This is a genomic window from Saprospiraceae bacterium, assembly GCA_026129545.1.
In the GTDB taxonomy this organism is placed as follows: Bacteria; Bacteroidota; Bacteroidia; order Chitinophagales; family Saprospiraceae; genus M3007.
Window position 1 is genome coordinate 175296 of sequence record JAHCHX010000005.1, and the last position, 20117, is coordinate 195412.

At 53.1% G+C, this 20117-nt stretch carries 12 protein-coding genes and 5 tRNA genes; 3 read left to right on the top strand and 14 right to left on the bottom strand.

What is annotated here, in order from left to right:
* Positions 1–181: 181 nt before the first annotated feature.
* The 12 genes from rplL to KIS77_22100 all read right to left on the bottom strand — a co-directional run bounded on the left by rplL (position 182) and on the right by KIS77_22100 (position 5735).
* Positions 182–565 carry a 50S ribosomal protein L7/L12 gene (rplL, locus tag KIS77_22045; GenBank protein MCW5925019.1) on the bottom strand — a complete coding sequence of 128 codons (384 nt, stop codon included), beginning with the start codon at positions 563–565 and terminating at the stop codon, positions 182–184.
* A 170-nt stretch (positions 566–735) separates the two neighbouring features.
* Complete coding sequence (gene rplJ / locus KIS77_22050) at positions 736–1260, bottom strand: 50S ribosomal protein L10 (protein MCW5925020.1); 525 nt, start codon at positions 1258–1260, stop codon at positions 736–738.
* 112 nt (positions 1261–1372) lie between these two features.
* Complete coding sequence (rplA, locus tag KIS77_22055) at positions 1373–2068, bottom strand: 50S ribosomal protein L1 (protein MCW5925021.1); 696 nt, start codon at positions 2066–2068, stop codon at positions 1373–1375.
* A gap of 140 nt (positions 2069–2208) precedes the next feature.
* On the bottom strand, positions 2209–2664 hold the full coding sequence (gene rplK, locus KIS77_22060; GenBank protein ID MCW5925022.1) for a 50S ribosomal protein L11: 456 nt from the start codon (positions 2662–2664) through the stop codon (positions 2209–2211).
* A gap of 119 nt (positions 2665–2783) precedes the next feature.
* Positions 2784–3365, bottom strand: coding sequence for a transcription termination/antitermination factor NusG (gene nusG, locus KIS77_22065; GenBank protein ID MCW5925023.1), 582 nt, complete (start codon positions 3363–3365; stop codon positions 2784–2786).
* Between the two features lie 48 nt (positions 3366–3413).
* Complete coding sequence (secE, locus tag KIS77_22070) at positions 3414–3605, bottom strand: preprotein translocase subunit SecE (GenBank protein ID MCW5925024.1); 192 nt, start codon at positions 3603–3605, stop codon at positions 3414–3416.
* 123 nt (positions 3606–3728) lie between these two features.
* Positions 3729–3804 (bottom strand) — tRNA-Trp (locus KIS77_22075).
* 77 nt (positions 3805–3881) lie between these two features.
* Entirely contained in the window at positions 3882–5078 is a 1197-nt protein-coding gene (gene tuf / locus KIS77_22080) for an elongation factor Tu (protein MCW5925025.1), read from the bottom strand.
* A 119-nt stretch (positions 5079–5197) separates the two neighbouring features.
* A tRNA-Thr gene (locus tag KIS77_22085) sits at positions 5198–5269 on the bottom strand.
* 85 nt (positions 5270–5354) lie between these two features.
* Positions 5355–5427 (bottom strand) — tRNA-Gly (locus KIS77_22090).
* 64 nt (positions 5428–5491) lie between these two features.
* Positions 5492–5575 (bottom strand) — tRNA-Tyr (locus tag KIS77_22095).
* A gap of 87 nt (positions 5576–5662) precedes the next feature.
* Positions 5663–5735 (bottom strand) — tRNA-Thr (locus tag KIS77_22100).
* Positions 5736–5961: 226 nt separating this feature from the next.
* Here KIS77_22100 and KIS77_22105 point away from each other — a divergent pair.
* Both KIS77_22105 and KIS77_22110 read left to right on the top strand, forming a co-directional pair.
* Positions 5962–6597: an O-methyltransferase gene (locus KIS77_22105; GenBank protein MCW5925026.1), complete on the top strand. Its 636-nt coding sequence runs from the start codon at positions 5962–5964 to the stop codon at positions 6595–6597.
* Between the two features lie 170 nt (positions 6598–6767).
* Positions 6768–13247: a gliding motility-associated C-terminal domain-containing protein gene (locus KIS77_22110; GenBank protein ID MCW5925027.1), complete on the top strand. Its 6480-nt coding sequence runs from the start codon at positions 6768–6770 to the stop codon at positions 13245–13247.
* A 10-nt stretch (positions 13248–13257) separates the two neighbouring features.
* Here KIS77_22110 and KIS77_22115 read toward each other — a convergent pair whose 3' ends face one another.
* Together KIS77_22115 and KIS77_22120 are read right to left on the bottom strand one after the other, a co-directional pair.
* A complete protein-coding gene (locus KIS77_22115) occupies positions 13258–14913 on the bottom strand; it encodes a DUF1501 domain-containing protein (GenBank protein MCW5925028.1) in 1656 nt (551 codons plus the stop codon).
* Positions 14914–15015: 102 nt separating this feature from the next.
* The gene (locus tag KIS77_22120) at positions 15016–16668 is read right to left on the bottom strand and encodes a DUF1800 family protein (protein MCW5925029.1); all 1653 of its coding nucleotides are present in this window, start codon (positions 16666–16668) and stop codon (positions 15016–15018) included.
* Positions 16669–17065: 397 nt separating this feature from the next.
* On the opposite strand from KIS77_22120, the gene KIS77_22125 reads away from it, so the two are divergent.
* Positions 17066–20044, top strand: a complete 2979-nt coding sequence (locus KIS77_22125) for a SusC/RagA family TonB-linked outer membrane protein (protein ID MCW5925030.1) — start codon at positions 17066–17068, stop codon at positions 20042–20044.
* Positions 20045–20117: the final 73 nt, after the last annotated feature.

The following is a 20117-nucleotide window of genomic DNA, read 5'->3' on the forward strand; positions in this document are numbered from 1 at the left end:
TTCAGCGCCTGTTTACAGACAACGATAGGCTTAACACGCTGCTCGCTGTGCGAGAACGTGTTAAGCCTTGTTGTTTTTATCTGAAAAAAGGATGAATCCCTGTCATTGTCGAGAAAAGTAAGAAAGTGAGTGTCAGTGAGATGGAACCGAAGGCTCGGAACCAGACCGAAACGTACTTCTCTTACTTCACCTCGACCACAGCGCCAGCGCCTTCGAGCGTGGCTTTGATGGAGTCAGCTTCAGCTTTGTTCACGCCGCTTTTGAGCGGGCTTGGAGCGCCGTCCACAAGGTCTTTCGCCTCTTTCAGGCCAAGGCCCAGCAGGTTTTTCACTTCCTTCACGATGTTGAGCTTGTTAGCGCCCGCATCTTTCAAGATGACGTCAAACTCGGTTTGTTCAGCCGGAGCAGCTTCGCCACCGCCACCGCCGGCGGCGGGTGCAGCCACAGCTACTGCCGAAGCAGCAGGCTCGATTCCGTAGTCATCTTTCAAGATATTGGCCAGTTCGTTGGCTTCTTTAATCGTGAGGCTCACGAGCGATTCAGCCAGAGCTTTCAAATCTGCCATTGTCGTAGAATTTTTAAAGTTGTTTGCAAAATGAGTGAAAACGAAGGTTTCAAGGTTTCTGGATACGGGTTTCTGATGGGTGTATAGTGCGAACTTGGAAGCCTTTTTCAACGATGAATGATGATTTTTGTCGCGTTCGACACTAACCATTCATAGTTCCTGATTCATCATTATTTGCGCTCTTCCAGCGCCTTCACGATGCCTGCGATTTTTGAACCGCTGGCGGTGATTTGGCTGGCGAGGCGACGAGCCGGAGACTGGAGCAGGCCGATGATTTCGCCCACCATCTCCTCTTTGCTCTTCAACTTGACGAGTGCGGCCAACTGGTCATCGCCGATAAACACTGAAGAATCAATGTAAGCAGCTTTGAGAATGGGTCGCTCCTCGGTTTTGCGGAATTCTTCGAGCAACTTGGCCGGAGCCTTGGGGTTCGAAGAAATCAATATGGTGGTTGGGCCGTGCAGCACTTCGTAGAGGGCAGCGTAGCCTTTCGACTCTGGCTGACTTTCGAGTGCTTTTTGAATCAAAGTGTTTTTTGCCACTTTGACCTTGATGTCTTTCTCGAAGCAAAGCCTGCGAAACTTGTTGATTTTGGCAACCGACAGCGTCGAGGAGTCTGTGAGGTAGAAAAACGGCGTGCCGCTTAACTCCTCCGTTAGTTCCGCAATCGCAACGGTTTTATCTTCTCTGGTCATATCAATCGAATTTGATAATGAGTCAATTTGAAAATTTGATGATGGTGCAAAATGTTGGAGCGTTCGGGCGGTTTGAGAATTATCAAATTCCCGAAATCATCCAATTATCAAATTACACCTTGATGGATTTAGGGTCAACCGCGATGCCCGGACTCATGGTGCTGGCCACTGAGACCGTTTTCATGTAAACACCTTTGGCGCTTGATGGCTTCATTTTCACCAAAGTGGAAATGAGCTCATGCGCATTGTCGGTCAGTTGCTCGGGAGCAAACGATACACGACCGATGGATGCGTGCACGATGCCGAACTTGTCCACACGAAATGCGATTTTGCCCTTTTTGACTTCCGACACGGCAGATGCAATGTCGTTCGTCACGGTACCAGTTTTGGGGTTGGGCATCAAGCCGCGCGGGCCGAGGATACGAGCCACTTTACCCAACTGGGCCATCACATTGGGCGTTGCGATGATGACATCCACATCCATCCAGCCTTCGCTGACTTTTTGGATGTAGTCGTCAAGACCAACGTGGTCAGCGCCCGCTGCCTTTGCTTCGTCAGCTTTGTCGGGGGTGCAGAACACAAGAACGCGCTTGGTTTTGCCCGTGCCATGTGGAAGGGATACAGTGCCGCGCAGGGCTTGGTCGGCTTTGCGCGGGTCCACGCCGAGGCGGACGTGCACATCAACCGATGCGTTGAATGAAGTCGTGTTGACCTCTTTCACGAGCGCCATTGCGTCGCTCAGCGTGTAGAGTTTGTCTGGGTCAACTTTTCCTTCAACGGCTTTGCGCTTTTTTGTCAATTTTGCCATTGAAAATGTGTGTTTAAGGTTGTAGCGTTCCGTTGGGCGGAACTCCCTTTGAATAATGTGCTTATTTTGCTAATGGAATAATGTGTTAATGTGCTATTGTTTTTAAAAAAAGCACATCGGCACATTTTTCGTTGGCCACATTAATTTTTCACTTCAAACGGTGCTTCGCCAGTCACGGTCAGTCCCATGCTTCGAGCAGTCCCTGCCACCATTTTCATGGCGGATTCGACGGTGAAGCAATTGAGGTCTGGCATTTTGCTCTCGGCGATAGCGCGAACTTGTTCCCATGTGACAGAGCCAACTTTTTTGCGGTTAGGCTCTGGCGACCCTTTGCCGGGGGCCAATTTAGCGGCTTCAAAGAGCTGGATGGCCGCAGGTGGTGTTTTGATGATAAAGTCAAAGGTTTTGTCTTTATACACCTGAATAATCACCGGGAGCACTTTTCCTTGTTGCTCTTGCGTCTGTGCGTTGAAGCGCTTGCAAAACTCCATGATGTTCACGCCCTTCGAGCCGAGTGCCGGGCCGATTGGCGGGGCTGGGTTGGCTTGGCCACCTTTCACCTGGAGTTTGATATAAACATCTACTTCTTTTGCCATTGTGTCTGAATTTTCAGAATTTGAAAATTAACAGATTGAATTTAAATGATTTATGAAAATCGTCGAAACCAACCGGGTTGTGGAAGCGAGCCTGGGAGAACAGGCATCAATGGCTGGGTTCAACTGATTTTTTCCACTTGCATGAAGTTCAATTCCACCTCTGTGCCACGGCCAAAAATTTTGACTATGACTTTAAGTTTTTTCTTCTCTTCGTTCACTTCCTGAATGTCACCGACAAATTCCGCAAAAGGCCCGTCAATGATTTTTACCGTCTCGCCCACAAGGAAGGGTTCGCTCAACGTCTCGCCGGTTTCGGCGGTTTCATCTACTTTGCCGAGCAAACGATTCGATTCGGCTTGTGTCATCGGGATAGGCTGTTCTTTCCCGAGAAAATGAATCACGTTGGGTATGTCGGCAATATGCTTCGCTACATCTCCATTCAATTTGGACCCGATGGCTTCTATCAGAATGTAGCCGGGCAACAAATTGCGTTCCTGCATCACCTTCTTGCCATTTCGAATTTTGTAAACTTTTTCCGTCGGCACCACCACCGAAAAAACAAAGTCCTTCCACCCGGAACGCTCTATCTCGAGCAGTATCCGTTCTTGAATCTTTTTCTCTTTGCCACTAATGACGCGCAGAGAAAACCATCTTTTTTCCTCGGCAGCCGCAGGGGCGACCGTTTCTTTTTCTTGGTTCATATCGTTATCTGCCGTAGGGGAAACAGGTGGAAGGTATCTGCTTCAAGCTCACCAAATTCCGTACAAATAATTGAAAAAGATTTTGCTCGCACCGTCCATCAGGAAGATGATTAAGGCCATAATCGCCGCCGTAATCAAAACCACCATCGTGCTTTCTTGCAATTGGGCGGCGGTGGGCCAAGAGACGTTTTTCACGAGCTCGTGGTAACTTTCCTTCAAATAAAGGGTCAATTTTTCCATTACTCGAAATTTCGTTGTTCTTTGATTTTGTGTTCGTTCGAGCGTTTCGTCATTTGCGAAAAAAGTCCGTTGTCGCACGAGAACGGACAACGAACAACGATGAACGAGCAACGTAATTTTGTCTGGCAGGGGCAGCAGGGCTCGAACCCGCAGCCTGCGGTTTTGGAGACCGCCACTCTACCAATTGAGCTATGCCCCTGAATGGTTATTGGTTGATTGGTGATTGGTCATTAGTGCAAGCACCAACCAATCACCAACCCAACCAATCACCGTTTATTAGTCAAGAATCTCAGTTACCTGACCAGCGCCCACCGTGCGGCCACCTTCGCGAATAGCGAAGCGCAGGCCTTTTTCCATAGCGATGGTGTTGAGCAGTTTCACTTCGAGTTCGATGTTGTCGCCCGGCATCACCATCTCCACGTTGGCAGGGAGTTTCACATCGCCCGTTACGTCGGTGGTGCGGAAATAGAACTGCGGGCGGTAGCCATTAAAGAACGGCGTGTGACGGCCACCCTCTTCTTTCGAGAGGACGTACACAGAACACTTGAAGTGTTTGTGCGGCTTCACGCTGCCGGGTTTGCAGATAACCATGCCGCGCTTGATTTGCTCTTTGTCAATACCGCGAAGGAGAAGACCAGCGTTGTCGCCTGCTTCACCGCGGTCGAGCAGTTTGCGGAACATTTCCACACCCGTCACGGTAGAAGTGAGGGGTTTTTCGCCGTCTTTCATCATACCGATGATTTCGACGGGGTCGTTCACGTTGATGACGCCGCGCTCGATACGACCAGTGGCGACCGTGCCACGACCCGTGATGGTGAACACGTCTTCGACCGGCATCAGGAACGGCTTGTCCACTTCACGGACAGGTTCCGGGATGTCGTTGTCACAAGCATCCATCAAATCCATGATTTTTTGAGTATAGACTGGGTCGCCTTCAAGTGCCTTAAGTGCCGAACCTTGAATAATGGAAGCGTTGTCGCCGTCGAACTGATAGGCGCTCAGCAGTTCGCGGAGCTCCATGTCAACGAGTTCAAGCATTTCCGGGTCGTCCACGAGGTCAACCTTGTTCATGAATACAACGATTCTCGGAACACCTACTTGGCGGGCGAGGAGGATGTGTTCGCGTGTCTGCGGCATCGGGCCGTCAGTAGCAGCGCAAACAACGATGGCACCGTCCATCTGAGCGGCGCCCGTAATCATGTTTTTAACGTAGTCGGCGTGACCCGGGCAGTCCACGTGCGCGTAGTGACGCTTTTCCGTTTCGTATTCTACGTGCGCGGTGTTGATAGTGATACCGCGCTCTTTTTCTTCCGGAGCAGCATCAATGGCATCGTAGTCCGTCTTCTTAGCCAGACCCTTCTGCGAAAGTACGTAAGTAATGGCAGCCGTCAGCGTCGTCTTGCCGTGGTCAACGTGACCAATCGTGCCAATATTTACGTGCGGCTTGGTGCGAACAAATGTCTCTTTTGCCATTGGTTTAGAACTGTTTGTGTCAAATTTAGTGAAAAAATTTCTTTTAATGCGATAATTTGATAATCATCGAATTTGAGAATTACCAAATTGGCTCATTACCCCATGAGCTCACTTACTTGAGCTGTTGATGAGATTTGAACTCACGACCTCTTCCTTACCAAGGAAGTGCTCTACCCCTGAGCTACAACAGCAACTTTGATTGTTGATTGCCTATTTTTAATTGCCAACGACACTCGAAAAACAATTAAGGATAAACAAATGAGCAATCGAGAGGTGAGCGGCGGACGAGATTCGAACTCGCGACATTCAGCTTGGAAGGCTGACACTCTACCAACTGAGTTACCACCGCAAGTTGGATGATTATCTACCATGAAACTTCGGAAGGAGATATTCAACCAGTTGTCAAAAAAAGGTGGGGGTGGTGGGATTCGAACCTACTCAGCAGTGAAGCACCAGATTTACAGTCTGGCCCGGCTCTCCAACTCCGGGGCACCCCCTGTTTGATTGATTGATGATTGTTGTTCAATTAGAAACGAAAAATAGTTGACAATCAACTCTCTTCAAACAATCAGTCACCTAAACGGAGCCACTGGAGGGACTCGAACCCCCGACCAGCTGATTACAAATCAGCTGCTCTACCAACTGAGCTACAGTGGCCTAATTCGCGGCCTCCAAGGCTTTTTTTCGCTATTTCAAACAACAATTTCTCGGGAAAAAGACCCCCCTCCCGAAAAGCGTGTGCAAAGGTAAAGCTACAATTTTGAACAGAAAAACAATTTTTGAAAAAAACCGGATTTTTTAGAAAGACCTTTGCGGAAGGTGAAAAAACAAGCGATGTGACCGAGAAAGTCCCGAACCCTATTTATTTTTTTGTCAGATAAAAATGAGTCCACTTGACAAAACCCTCGACTACTGCCAAAACCACACTTCTCCTGTGAATGACATACTCGCGGAGTTGGAACGCGAGACGCACCTTAGCACGCTCAGCCCTCAAATGTTGAGTGGGGCCTATCAAGGACAACTGCTTCGCTTCTTCAGTCTGATGATTCGGCCGCAGAGGGTGTTGGAGATTGGCACATTCACTGGCTACGCCACACTTTGCATGGCAGAAGGGCTGGCTGACGATGGCCTTTTGCACACAATTGAGATTAACGACGAGTTAAGCCCAATCATCCAAAAGTATTTGCGCAAGGCTGGGCTGGAAAAGCGGGTGCAACTTCACTTGGGCGACGCGGCACACATCATTCCAAGGCTCGACGAGACATTCGACCTTGTTTTTATTGATGCAGGCAAGCTTGATTATCCCATTCACTATGAGCTGGCTTTGAGCAAAACCCGTCGGGGCGGCTTTTTGTTGGCTGACAACGTGCTGTGGGATGGCAAGGTGGCGGCGGGCGATGAAAAGGACGAGACCTCGCGTGTGTTGCGCACCTTTAATAATATGGTGTACGCTGACGAAAGGGTGGAGAATATCCTGCTGCCCTTGCGTGATGGTTTGATGGTGATGCGCAAGGTTTGAGGAATTTCAAACACAGCGATATGATGTACGCAATTTGCTTGCGCAAACAGGCTACTCTGTGCCAGTTTCATTGTATCGCGCAAAAATCCCCCGTGTTTGAGGCAACAGTTGGGTAGGCCAACGTATCTTCATCGCCTCTAATCTTGTTCCGTGAACTAAATACTCGAATCATGAAAAGCCGGTTGCTCTCCGCTTCCTTGCTCTTTGTCGCACTTTTTTTTGCCCCAAGCGTTTATGGGCAAAACACTTTTACTGTCAACATCGTGGGCCCTACTTTTTTGTGTGCGGGCCAGTGCGACACGTTTTATGCGCAGGTGCTGAATATCCCAACTCCAGCGTCGGACTCTTTCAAATGGGCCATCATGGGCCCCAACGGATACACCGCGTTTGGGGTTGGCGAACGTTTCTTTTTTTGTCCCACCTCCACACAGTTTGCCACAGGCACTTACACCCTTTTGGTTCAAGTGATTAGCGCCAATGGCGCTGTGATGGCTTCGGACACGCATATTGTCACGGTGTTGAATTTTTTGCCACTTGATATTGTCTCCAACAATTTCGCTCCATGCAATTTTGACAGCACCAATATAAACCCGGATTTCCAGCCCTGCGAAAAGGTATGCCCCAACACTACCGTCACCTATTCCGTGCAAGCGAGCAATCCGGGCGGCTCGCAAAGCACCTTGACTTGGCAAGTGTCGGGTGCGCTTGCTTACACCGTCAACCCTCCGCTCAACAATTCTGTCACCGTCACTTGGGGCGGGCCGGGTGTGGGGTCAGTAGTAGTCGTGGCAGATGGGGGTATTTCAGGAGCGTGTGCGGGCGAGAACGCGCGTTGTGTCACCATCATCGCCGAACCTGAGGCCAAATTTACCAGCGACCCCGCTCCGACAGGCAACACGTTGCAGGTATGTAAAGGCCAAACCGTTTATTTTCAAAATCAAAGCATAGGCGCGGACGGCTACGAGTGGTTTTTCAGCGACGACCTTTCGACCTCGCTTGAGGTAAACCCACAACACGTTTTCCCGACCCCGGGCAATTACACCGTCCGTCTCATCGCGCGAAGCGATTGCCTTTGCTCCGATACCACCACGCTGAACATGGAAGTGCTCGACGCGGAAGCGCCCACACTGGATTGCGTGGGCACCTTATGCCCCGGAGCCGTCGTCACCTATACTGCCTCGAACGCCTGCCCGCCCTACGCATGGGCGGTTACGCCAAACGGAACAGTGCTGAGTGGGGGAAGCGCCGGCACGGATAGCATCACGGTTCAATGGGACGGAGGGCCGTTCGGCACCATTACTTTGGGGGCGCAGCCTTGCTCTGGCGCAGCTTGCCCCAATCCAGCGAATATCCGAGTACCGATTATATCGGACGATGCAGTCATTCAAGGCGTGGGGAACGTTTGCCCTGCTGCCACGGAAGTGTATTCGATAGAGGCTTATGGCGGCACCGGATTCACCTGGACGCTTTCTGGCGGCGGCACCATCACCGAAGGCCAAGGGACGAACCGAATCACGGTGAAATGGCTGGATTCGCCCAACCCTTCCGTGACACATTGGCTCACCGTCGAATACGACAATTGTTATCTTGGCTGTGGCGGGAAGGATTCGCTTGCTATTCGGATTGTTTCGCCTTTCATCATCAATGGCCCGGTCGAACTCTGCGAAGGCGAAACTGGCAATTTCGCTTCTCGATTGAGTGTCAATTTCCAAAATATTGCCTGCAATTGGACCCTTTTTGCGCCCAATGGCTCTGTTGCGTGGACATCAGCAGCCCCCACCGCCTCGCCAGCGATTCCTCTCAGCAGCGGAGGGGGGCTTTATCGGGTGTTGGCCTTGCCTAACGACCCCTCACTAACTTGCTCGGCACAAGCCACTTGGGTGGTCAACGTGACAAGTCGCCCAGCCAAACCGGTAATCTTGGGCGATGCTGGCATTTGCCCCAACACAACCTATACCTACGAGACAAGCGGCACTTCTTCTGCCAACAGAATAAGATGGACGGTGCAAAATGGCCCGGGAGGGACCACCGAATATTTGGGGAACAAAATAAACGTGACGTGGGGGAGCGTCAACCCGCGTTGGATTTCGGTGGCGCAAGTTTCTAACAACGGCCTCAACTGTACCTCTGACACAGCTTTGCTCAATATCCAAAACCTCGGCCTTGTTTTCATAAGCGGCCAACAAGTGGTGTGCGAGGACACGAAATCTACCTATACGTTGCCGGGGATTCAAAATCTCAACGTCAACTGGAGCATATCTCCCCCGTCGGCGGGTGCCGTCACGGCGGGGCAGGGACTGAATGTTGTTGAGATTTTTTGGACAGAGGCCGGAGGCCATGTCATTTCACTTGATGTGTGTGGTCAAATCTCATCCCTGCCAGTCACCGTCATTGCATTGCCCGACCCTGCGGTGCAATATGCTGGCAGTGTGTGTCCCGGCCAAACAACCCCCATTCAAACCGCAACTCCCTACATCAATTACTCTTGGCGCGATGCGAACGGCACAGAGTTGGCCGACACGCCTACGGTGGACTTGGGCGTTGGGAGCTATTCCGTGCAGGTGGAGGATGCCAATGGATGTGTGGGCAGCCAGCCATTTACCGTGAACGAAGGGCCTGCCCCCAACATAAGCATCACAACTGCTGACCCAACGGGGTTTTGCAACAACTCCGTTTTCGTCACCTTGACCGCTCTCGCCAATGCGGATGGCGACCTTGTTTACCAATGGTTTCAAAATGGGAACCCCGTGGGTGCCAACACGCCCACGTTTGCCACCAACCAATATGGCATTTACTCGGTGCAGGTGACCAACCCGGATGGGTGCACGGCAGTGGCTGGCAGCATCTCTTTGTTCAACTATTGCGGTGGAAGCGGCGGCGGCGGCTCTGGTTTCCCTGGGGCCAGCGAGCCTTTTTGCCCTGCTGGCAGCGCCAATTTTTCGGTGAATGCCACAGCGGAATGCAACACCTTCAATTTTCAGGTCATTCCAAGCCCTCAATATGTGCCGGGGTCGGCGTTCTGGACATTTGGCATTTCGGGTGGTTCCATTCTCGGCACGGCTACGAGCGAAAACCCTTCTTTTACTTTTTTGAACGCTGGAAAATACATTGCCACGCTTCGCGTCACGCTTCAAAACGGCGATGTGTGTGTCGTGTCGGACTCGGTTCGCGTGGCGGCGGCGGCTCAATTCACCGTGACGGCTGATTGCGCGGGAGCCATCACGAGTTTTCAGGATGCCAGCACTTTCTTGCCGGGCAACTCCATCGCCCAGTGGAATTGGGATTTTGATGACCCAGCGAGTGGCAGCAGCAATTTTTCCACGCTCCGCAACCCGACACACCTCTACGCCAATGTAGGTTCTCCCATAGCCACGTTGGTAATTACGGCAAACAATGGCTGCACTTCCACCGCCAGCCAGACGGTGTTTGTGCCGGGAGGCACGCCCGCGCCCTTCATGTTGCCCGGCGCGCAATGCCAAGGCAATGCGCTTGAGTTTTTGGCTACCGTGCCGCCCGAAATCACTCAACTCAATTGGAATTTCGGCGACCTGATATCAGGAGCGGCCAACAATGCCACGAGCAACCCTGCATACCATAGCTATAACGCAACGGGCAATTTCGCGGTAGCTCTCACCACGACAAACGCTTATGGATGCACGGCCACCGAAACCCAAATCCTGACCATCACCCCTAACACGCTTGCTGGTAGCATCACCCCCAGCAATCCCGCACCCATCTGCGAAGGCACCTCCGTCACACTTACTGCTCCACCCGGGGCTGTGTCTTATTTGTGGTCGGACAATGCCACCACCACCGCAAGTTTCACCGCCACACAAGAGGGGGTTTACACTGTGACCATGACAGATGCCAACGGCTGCACTTTTTCCCCGCCGGTGGTCAATGTAAAAATCAATCCCGGACCCGACGCGCTTATCAAGGCATTGTTGCAAAACGACTTGGGACAAACCATCGGAACCGCCTATCCCACTTTGGCCTCTTGCGAAGGGGAGGACGTGCGCCTCATCTTGCAATCAAGCGGCAACTACACTTACGTCTGGTCAAATGGCAACGGCACCGAACAACAAATCTCCTTTACCGACGACCGCAACAATCTTCTCAGCATCGGCACGCACGTTTTCACCGTGACGGTGACCGACATTGCCAACGGGTGCACGTCCGTGACGGACCCGTTTGTCGTGACGGTCAATCCCGTCCCGAGCGCCGCCCCCATCACCGCGTCAGGCGTTTGTGCGGGCGATGCCAACGTGTTGACCTATACTGGAGCGCAAAATCCGGGTTGGGAGCTTATCTGGAACAATGGTTCGACAGGCTCAAGCATCACGACTCAAAACCCCGGGATTTATTTTGTCCGCGTGGTCAACGAGTTTGGCTGTTCGGCCAAAAGCAACGTCCTCAACATCTTGCCCGGCCCCAACGTGGCCGCTATTCCGGGCGGCTGCCACACCCGATGCCGCCCCGACACGCTGTGCCTTCCCACTATCCCCAACATTGTCAGTTGGCAATGGTATTTCAATGGCAATCCTGTGCCGGGCGCCAACAGCCCTAATTTTGTGGCGACCGAGAACGGTGCCTATTATGCCGAATTGACCGATATTTTTGGCTGTACCAACCAAAGCGACCCGCTCCAACTCAATCTGCTCGATGGTTTTGGCAACATCAACGGACAGGTGTGGGCCGACGTAAACAACAATGGCATCATTGACGCAGGCGACACCTTGGTTTCCGGCATCTTGGTCAATTTGTTGCAAAACGGAAACCCCGTCGAGACAGGTCAATCTGGAGCCAATGGAGCATTTTCGTTTGTGAATGTGGCAGCGAGCGATTATGTCGTGGAAATTGATGCCGCTCAACTACCCGCCGGGTGGAGCATCATCGTCGGTCAAAACACCCTCTCTCTTGTGGGCTGCAATGCCTTGGGCGAGTCTGCTTTGCTGCTGGGCACTTGCACCAGCACCTCTTCCAGCCTCACGGCTGGTGTTTGCCCCGGCGCATTCTATAATTTCAACGGCACGCTCATCGCACCCGGCCAAACACAGACCTTCACACTAACAGGCAGCAATGGCTGCGACTCCATCGTCACCGTGACGGTGCTGGGCTTGCCCCTCTTGACCTCCACGCTCAACGTCAGTGTATGCCCTGGCGCATTGTACGACTACAATGGCACACTCATCGCGCCCGGTCAATCGCAGGCGTTCAACCTGAGCAACGCGGCCGGTTGCGATTCCATCGTCACGGTCGTGGTGTCTGCCTTGCCCACCTCTGCCAGCGCCCTTGACTTCAGCACTTGCACTGGCACTCTCTACGACTACAATGGCACCCTCATCGCACCAGGCGAGACGCGGGTGTTCACTCTTGTCAACGCAGCGGGCTGCGACTCCATCGTGACCGTGACAGTGAGCGAATCGCCCTCAGAGTATATTGTGGCGCAAGCTTTTGTATGCGAAGGCGACTCCTTGCTTTTGGATGGCGTGTGGATTCAGGCCAACTCCTCGCACATTTTCGCATATCAAAATACCTTCGGATGTGACTCCATCGTAGAAGTCGCTGTCGGCACTTTTGGCCCATTGGAAACTTCAAGCTTGGATACGGTCATCTGCCCCGGCCAGACTTTCCCCTACAATGGATTGCAACTCGCGCCCGGCTCCATCACCGACGTGGTATTGTCCAATATCTGGGGGTGCGATTCCATCGTGCGCGTGACGGTCAATGCCTACACGGTGGCGCCTCAGCTGCTGGAAGTCAGCGTTTGCCCCGGCGAGGCTTATTTGTTCAACGGCGAGACGATGCTCGCCGGCGAAACACGGGACTTTGTATTCCAAACACCCGAAGGCTGCGACTCTTTGGTGCGCGTGAGCGTCACGGCGCTGCCCGACGCAACTTTCGACCTGCTGACCCAGCCATCCTGTGCCACCTCTCCCACGGGCAGTTTGAGGGTCAACAATGTTGCGGGAGGCTTGCCCCCCTATCGCTATTCGCTTGACGGTCTGGTGTTTCAGGATGAAATGGTGTTCGACAAACAAGCGGCAGGCAATTACACCGTGTTTCTTGAGGATTCAAACGGCTGTTTTTTTGAACAACAGGCCACCGTGCCGACTTTGCCCGCGCTTGAAGTGGCGCTTCCCGACGGCATTTTGCCCTGCGATGCGCCCTTCACACGACTCGAGCCTTTGGTGGGTGGCAATTTGACAGGCTTGGCGTTCAGGTGGTTCAACGGCGACACGACGGCCTTTGCCTCCGTAGCCGAGGTGGGCACGGTATGGGTGGAAGTGAGTAACCAATGCGAAACGGTGCGCCGCGAGGCGCTCGTGAGCTGGGAAGGTCTGGCGGCCAACTCCAACTATGTGTATGTGCCCAACGTGTTCAAGCCTGCCTCCAACGACCCGGACAACTCGCAGTTCAGGCCGCATTTTCAGCCCGGCCTGACGCTGCTCGAATACCGTTTTGAGGTGTTCGACCGCTGGGGCAACCGCCTGTTTAGCGCCGTTCAGCCCGATGCGGGATGGCGGGGCATTTTTCGTGGCGACGACATGAACCCCGGTGTGTTCGTGTGGTACCTCAAAGCACGGTTTGCCTTTTGTGGGCGCGAGCGCAATTTGTTGTTGTCAGGCGATGTGACGGTGGTTCGTTGAGGAGAGAGGCCTATCGCGTCACGCTCACTTTTGCCACCTCTGCCTTGCCAGTTGATTTGTTTTGCAAACGGGCAAAATAGGTACCCGGCGGGAGGGACATCACGTCTAGGTAGAAAAGGTTGTTGCCCGGCAGGATTTTCTGATTGGAGGCCGTCACCAAAGAGCCGCCCACGCTATGGAGCGAAAGCACCGCGTCGAATGATGCCTCTGCTTGGTAAGTGATTTCGACACTGAACGAGGCGGGGTTTGGCGAGATGCTCATAGGTCCCCATTTTTTAGGGAAGGGGTCAAAAATGGCCGTCGTATCGCCGTAATAGCAGTCTGGTTCGACCATGTAGCCTTTTTGTACCAAAAATACCTTTGAGTAGCTTTCAAACATGGTTTGTTCCAAGATGAACGGACTGGCCCCCAACCAATCTTGCAACAGCGTGGCAAACACTTGACGGTAGTCGAATTGTTTGTTTTTCAATTGATTGTCCGCCGTGAGGTCGTCGAGGTCAACATTGGTGCCGAGCACGGAGGGTCGTATTCCTTTCCCAAAAAGCAACATGGGCGCGAGTGTGCCATGGTCGGTGCCGAAAGAGCCGTTTTCTTTGGCGCAACGGCCAAATTCGGAGAAGGTGCAAGCTGCCACGCGGTCGGCAATGCCCAATGCTTCGAGGTCGTCGAAGAAAGTCTTGACCGAATCGGAGAGCGTTTTCAGCAAGTTGGCATGGGTGCCGAGGCTAGTGTCGCCCGAATCCACTTGGGCGCTGTGGTTGTCGAATCCGCCCAATTGGCACAGATAAATTTTGGTCTGGCAGCCGCCGCGAATCATGCGAGCAACGGTCTTCAATTGGTTGGCAAAACCGTTGTTCGGATAGGTGGTGATGGCGTTCGAGCCATTGTTGAACACCTGCGTGATGCGCTGGGCATACTGGTTGATGCTTTGCTCCACTCCCATGATGTATTCCAACTCAGCGCCTTGGTCAGTATCTGGCACGTTGAGAATGGGCGCTCCGCCGATGGTCTGGATAAGCGAGTAAAAGCCCGCCACATCCTGTCCGCTCAGGTTGATGACGTTTTGGTGCTGGGTCTCGGTGTGAAAGCCCAAAGAGGTGTTTGGGTCGCCCACCTGTATGCCCAAAGGGTCGGGCATATCGGGTGTGGGGGCGCCCTCCACATCGGGATAGAAGGCTTGGAGCGCGCGCCCCATCCATCCCGACGGGATGTTTTGCAATGCAGGGGCACCGCCCCCACCGGATAGCCACAAATCCGTGCCCTTGAAGTGTGACTGGTTCATGTTGTCGTATCCCACTCCTTGCACGATGGATGCCCAACCTTTGTCATAGAGCGCCTTCACGCCTGTCATGGCGGGGTGCAGGGCCACTTGGTCTTCACCGGGAAGGGTGCCGTCCAAGGGAATGTACTTGTTTTCGGCGATTCCGGTGGTGCCGCGCAGCTGCATATAGCGGTCGTATCGCGGGATGGGGATGAGGGTGTTCAGCCCGTCGTTGCCTCCCTTCAACTGGATGAGCACCAGCACCCGTTCGCGCACTTCGTCGCACGAGGAGAGCAGATGAGCCATTTTTCGGTTGGCAAAAGGCCGCATGGAGAATCCGTTCACCATGAAAGGGGACACGCTGGCTGCGGCGGGGAATATCTTGAGAAAACTTCTGCGCTTCATATTCGATGAGATTGTGTGGAATGGCGAAAAACGGGGATTGACGGCTCATTGGCTGTGGTGCCGCTATTCGCGGAGTGGCCACGTCCCCTCTGTCCGCATGAATCAAAAGGTTTGGTATTCTGGCGAAAACATGATGTAGGTAACAAGTCGTTCGAGGGCGATTTTCACCTCTTCATCCTTGCCTGTGTCGAGATAAGCCTGCCACTCGTAGGTCCAGTCGGCAGGCGGCAAATTATCGAGGAAAATCTGGATATAGAAGTAGTGGAAGCGGTCGGTGCTGATTTCATCGGGCAGCATATAGGCCAGCAGGTCTTGCACCAGCAAATATGGGTCGGAGGGTTCGGCGCAGATGCCACTATCGCGTACCCACGGAGCGATGTCCAACTTGACCCCGATGGTTTGGTTGGGGCCGTTGCCCAGCACACGCCTACCCGTCAGCAACATTTGAGCAAGTTTGTAACGCGCGATGATAGATGTGGAATTGAACCAGTTGCGATTGTATTCCGGCTTTTGGTGATAGGCCGGATAGCCTGCCACGTCGTCAGGGTAAAAGAGTGGCATATTGGCGTAGCCCAGCATCCGCTCGATGACCCCTTGATTGAAGAATCGGATGTAATGGTCGAAGTTTTGGGCGAACGGGTCTGGCGTTTTCACGTCGAAGAACGAAAGTGATTGGAGCGTGAGTTCGAGTGGCGACTTGATGATGCCGCCCACAAAATTGTCCTTGTTATCGTTGTCGTCGGCATCGTAGAAGTGCTCGCTTTTGAGCAGTTTTTTCAGCACTGGCGCGACTTCGTAGTTGTTGTTTCGGAAAATATCGGCCAGTGGCAGAATGATGTCGGTTTCTGCCTCAGGGGTTATGGTGGGGTGCACAAAAAAGCGATAAAGTCTGCGACAGATATTCTTGGCCACTTCCGGCTGTCCAAAAACCATATTGACCAACGCATCCACTTCTGCCCACATACCCGCCGCGTTGGTCGCGCCTGCGATGGTTTTGTTTTGGAACTTGTCGCTGAACGTCTTAGTGCCTTTGTCGTGGCGGTTGAACACAGCCTGCCCTCGCGGAATGCCCGTTTCGGGGTCAGTTTGGTCACGCAAGATTCGGGTGCGAAAACCCGTGAAAACGCGAGCTGCCTGCACGATGTCGTCTTCGGTGTAGAAGGTATAGTCGCCCGGCCCTATTTGCGGCCCTTTCCCGATGGTAAAAAGTTCGAGAAACTCGCGGGCAAAGTTCTCATTGGGGTTTTGTTCGGAGTTTTCGTGATTGTTCAAGTAGCGCAACATCGCATTGTCGGGCACTATCTTGGTCGCCAGTTTTTTGAAATTGCCCAAAGCCCCCCAGCGCAACAGCGACAAATAGTCGAAGAAGGCAAAGTTGTTGAAAGCATTGGCCGTCACGGCAAGATATTGATGCCAGAAAAAGACCATTTTGTGTCCTACGCCGGGGTCGCGGAGCGCCTCGCTGAGCCACCAGCCGATGATGCGTCTCTGTAGGTTGAAGTCCAGGTCAGGAGCGGTTTGGCCGGGCGGGTTTATCCACTGTATGGCTTCCACCGTCGGGGTGTTGGGGTTGTCATAGACGGGCTGGTCGAGTGCGAGCGAGTAGAGCTGCACCAAGGCATCCACCGCCTCGTCGGCAGTCTGGGCGGCCAAAGTGTCCACCTTTTGTTTGGTGAAACAAAAACTGGCGCGTCGGAGCAGGTGAGCGGCACGGCGATGACCCAGATTGCCTTGTAGTGTGTTGAGTGAAGCCATCGAAGGAAGTTTGAACGGCAGGAAGCTCCTGCGTCGCTTGGTCAAAATAATAATGAGCAAGGGGGGATGCTGGGGCGAAAGTTGCGATTGGACGACAGTCTTTCGGGTAAGTTTAATAAGAAAAAATATTTGCGAGATTATATTTTTGGCGACGATTAAAAAGGGGCTGTTAGCAATCGCCCCACCCAATTTTACCGGAGCAGCCCACCCTTGTCGCAGGCGTTTTTTTATATTTTGCAAATCAAGATTTTCGAGAAACTCTGTTTTGAAAAAATCATTCACGCGCCTGTTTTTTACACAAATCGAAATTAGGGTTAAAAAAACCTTTGGAATAAGGAAAGTATTTTACGTTTGCCGACAGTTCTAATCAATTTTTTCACTAAAATCTGTTCCAGTTATGAAGTACAAACTCCTTTGCAAGAGCTTGTTGCCGCTCTTGCTGCTCATCATGGGCGCACAAATGGCAATAGCACAATTCACCGTGTCGGGGCGCGTCACCGATTCAGGAGGCGAGGGTCTTCCGGGGGCTACCATAGCCGTCGTGGGCGCATCGCGCGGCACCACCGCCGATTTGGAGGGCAACTACCGCCTTGAAGTGCCGGGCACCTCCGCTACATTGGCCATTTCTTACACAGGCTATCAGACGGTCAAAGTTCAGGTCTCTTCTGCCAACCCGATGGTTGATGTCGTCATGGAAGAAGACTATGCCGGCCTGAGCGAAGTCATCGTGTCTGGTTTGGCGACCAACGTGAAGCGCGCCAATCTCGCCAATTCGGTAGCAACTATCAGCGCAAAAGAATTGGCTGGCGTGACGAACCAAAGCACGATGGATGGGGCGCTTTATGGCAAGTTTAGAGGGGCCGAAATCAGAGCCAACTCGGGAGCGCCGGGTGGGGGCTTCTCCGTTCGGCTGCGCGGTGTCACCTCTATTTTTGGCAACCAACAGCCGCTCTACATCGTGGATGGGATTTTTGTAAACAATGACGCCATCTCGTCGGGCACCAACATAGTGTCGGAAGCGGCAGGCGGTGGCAACCCTGCCACCAACCAAGACGATGCCTCCAACCGCATCGCCGACCTCGACCCGGAAGACATCGAATCCATCGAGATTCTGAAAGGCGCATCCGCAGCAGCCATCTACGGCTCACGGGCCGCGGGGGGGGTGGTCATCATCACCACCAAAAAAGGCAAGGCTGGCCAAACAAGGGTGACACTTTCGCAAACCATCGGATTCAGCCAGCCTATTCGGCTGCTCGGCATGCGCAATTGGACAGCTGACTTGGTCGAACAAGAATTCGGCGCGGCAAACCGTACTTTGTTTGAGCAAAACGGCCTTACCGACTACGAAAAAGAACTTTACGACAACCGCCCATTGGCTGCCACCACGCGGGTGGATGCTTCGGGCGGCTCAGAAAAAACCCAGTTCTTCATCGGCGCCACTTACAAAAACGAAGGTGGCCTTGTGAACAACACGGGCTATGAGAAAATCTCCGGTCGCCTGAACATCAACCATCGGTTCGCGGATTGGCTGGATGTCTCTGTGACGAACAACTACATCAACTCGCAGGCAGACAGGGGCTTTTTCAACAACTCCAACGCAAATACCACCATCGGCTACGCCCACGCCTTCACCCGTCCGTGGTTCGACCTGTTCCCATCCACACCGGGCGGCGACTACCCCGCGATACCCTCCGTAGGCTCCAACATATTAGAAACCGTGGCGCTCGTCACCAACCGCGAGGATATCAACCGCTACATCGGCGGCGCTACGGCCAATGTGCGCCTTTGGCAGAATGACCGTAATGAACTGAAAGGCGTGGTAAGGGCAGGTGTGGACCAATACACGCTCAGAACCACCTCTATTTTCCCGCAGAACTTGTCGTACTACCGCGACCCGGGCACACTCGGGGGCGTGTCAATTTCCGGCACTACTGTCAATACCAACAGTCTTTTGTGGGGATTCTTGGTTTACACACACACGACAAACAATGGTGTCATCCTGCGCACGCAAGGCGGCATGACTGCCGAGAACTTTGACCAAAACACAGTGCTCACCAGTGCGACACGCCTGAATGGCTCTCAAACCAACGTGGACCAAGCGGGAGTCGTGTCGGCATTCCAGCGCCGTTTCCCGCAGAAAGACCGCGGTTTCTTCCTGCAACAGGAAATGAACTGGAACGACCAATTCATGATTGCGGTAGGCTTGCGTGGCGACAAATCCACCAACAACGGGGATGCCAACAAACTCTACTACTATCCAAAGGCAAACGCTGCCATCAACCTGCATGAGTTCGATGCGCTGTTCGACCGGCGCGGCGTGGTCAGCCAAGCAAAACTGCGCGTCGCTTACGGACAGTCGGGCCGTTTCTCCAACTTCAACGACCGGTTCAACCCAATGGTAGGCTCGTTCATCGGCAATTCCAGTGGCTTGTTCACCGACCCACAGCGCGGCAACACGCGGGTAGGCCCGGAACGCCAGAAAGAGCTTGAATTCGGCACCGATTTGGGCTTTTTCAAAAATCGCATCGTGTTGGACGTGACCTACTACATCAAGGACATTGACGACCTTCTGCTCCGCGCACAAGTGCCTCAATCCACAGGCTACACCACACAAGTTGTCAACGCAGGCGGCCTTAGAAACAAGGGGATTGAAATTGGCCTCGACGCTGCTGCGGTACGCGGCAAGTTCAATTGGAACACGGGCATCAGTTTTTGGAAGAACCAATCGGAGGTGACACGCCTCGACGTGGACCCGTTCAACCTCGGCGGTTTTGCATTGAGCCTTGGCCAATACCGTATCGAGAAAGGTTTGCCAGCCACCACCATCGTGGGCACGGTGCCACGCGACGATGCCGAGTTTGGCAAGGCAAGCTATAAAGTTTATGGCAATGCCGAGCCGGACTTCAACATGGCGTTCAACAACTCGTTCAGCTGGAACAATTTTGAATTCAACTTCCTGATTCACTGGCGCAAAGGCGGCGATGCCATCAACCTTAGCACGCTTTTGTGGGACCTTGGCCGCCTCACTTGGGACTATGACGACCGCACCCTCGACCCGACCGGACAAATGGGCAACGGCCCATACCGCGTGTCGCAATGGAACGGCAACAGCAACACCCAGCCGTGGATAGAAGATGCGGGCTATGTACGCTTGCGCGAAGCAGGACTCTACTACACCATTCCGCGCAAAGTGCTGAACGACAAATGCAGCCTGCGCCTCGGCGTGAGCGGTCGAAACATCCTCAACTTCTTCGACTACAACAGCTACGACCCAGAAGTGTCGAACTTTGGCAACAACGTGTTGGCTAACACGGTAGAGGTGACACCTTTCCCCAGCGCCAAACGCTGGAACTTCCACCTGACAGCCAACTTCTGAACAGATTCGTTGCGCATCGTAAGTTCTTCAACAAAAACATCGAAGCAAAATCTTGTTTTTCAATGTTTTGCTT

Bases quoted from the DNA above. Each gene is read 5' to 3' on its own strand.
- rplL (MCW5925019.1), bottom strand. From the start codon at position 565: ATGGCAGATTTGAAAGCTCTGGCTGAATCGCTCGTGAGCCTCACGATT.
- rplJ (MCW5925020.1), bottom strand. From the start codon at position 1,260: ATGACCAGAGAAGATAAAACCGTTGCGATTGCGGAACTAACGGAGGAG.
- rplA (MCW5925021.1), bottom strand. From the start codon at position 2,068: ATGGCAAAATTGACAAAAAAGCGCAAAGCCGTTGAAGGAAAAGTTGAC.
- rplK (MCW5925022.1), bottom strand. From the start codon at position 2,664: ATGGCAAAAGAAGTAGATGTTTATATCAAACTCCAGGTGAAAGGTGGC.
- nusG (MCW5925023.1), bottom strand. From the start codon at position 3,365: ATGAACCAAGAAAAAGAAACGGTCGCCCCTGCGGCTGCCGAGGAAAAA.
- secE (MCW5925024.1), bottom strand. From the start codon at position 3,605: ATGGAAAAATTGACCCTTTATTTGAAGGAAAGTTACCACGAGCTCGTG.
- tuf (MCW5925025.1), bottom strand. From the start codon at position 5,078: ATGGCAAAAGAGACATTTGTTCGCACCAAGCCGCACGTAAATATTGGC.
- KIS77_22105 (MCW5925026.1), top strand. From the start codon at position 5,962: ATGAGTCCACTTGACAAAACCCTCGACTACTGCCAAAACCACACTTCT.
- KIS77_22110 (MCW5925027.1), top strand. From the start codon at position 6,768: ATGAAAAGCCGGTTGCTCTCCGCTTCCTTGCTCTTTGTCGCACTTTTT.
- KIS77_22115 (MCW5925028.1), bottom strand. From the start codon at position 14,913: ATGAAGCGCAGAAGTTTTCTCAAGATATTCCCCGCCGCAGCCAGCGTG.
- KIS77_22120 (MCW5925029.1), bottom strand. From the start codon at position 16,668: ATGGCTTCACTCAACACACTACAAGGCAATCTGGGTCATCGCCGTGCC.
- KIS77_22125 (MCW5925030.1), top strand. From the start codon at position 17,066: ATGAAGTACAAACTCCTTTGCAAGAGCTTGTTGCCGCTCTTGCTGCTC.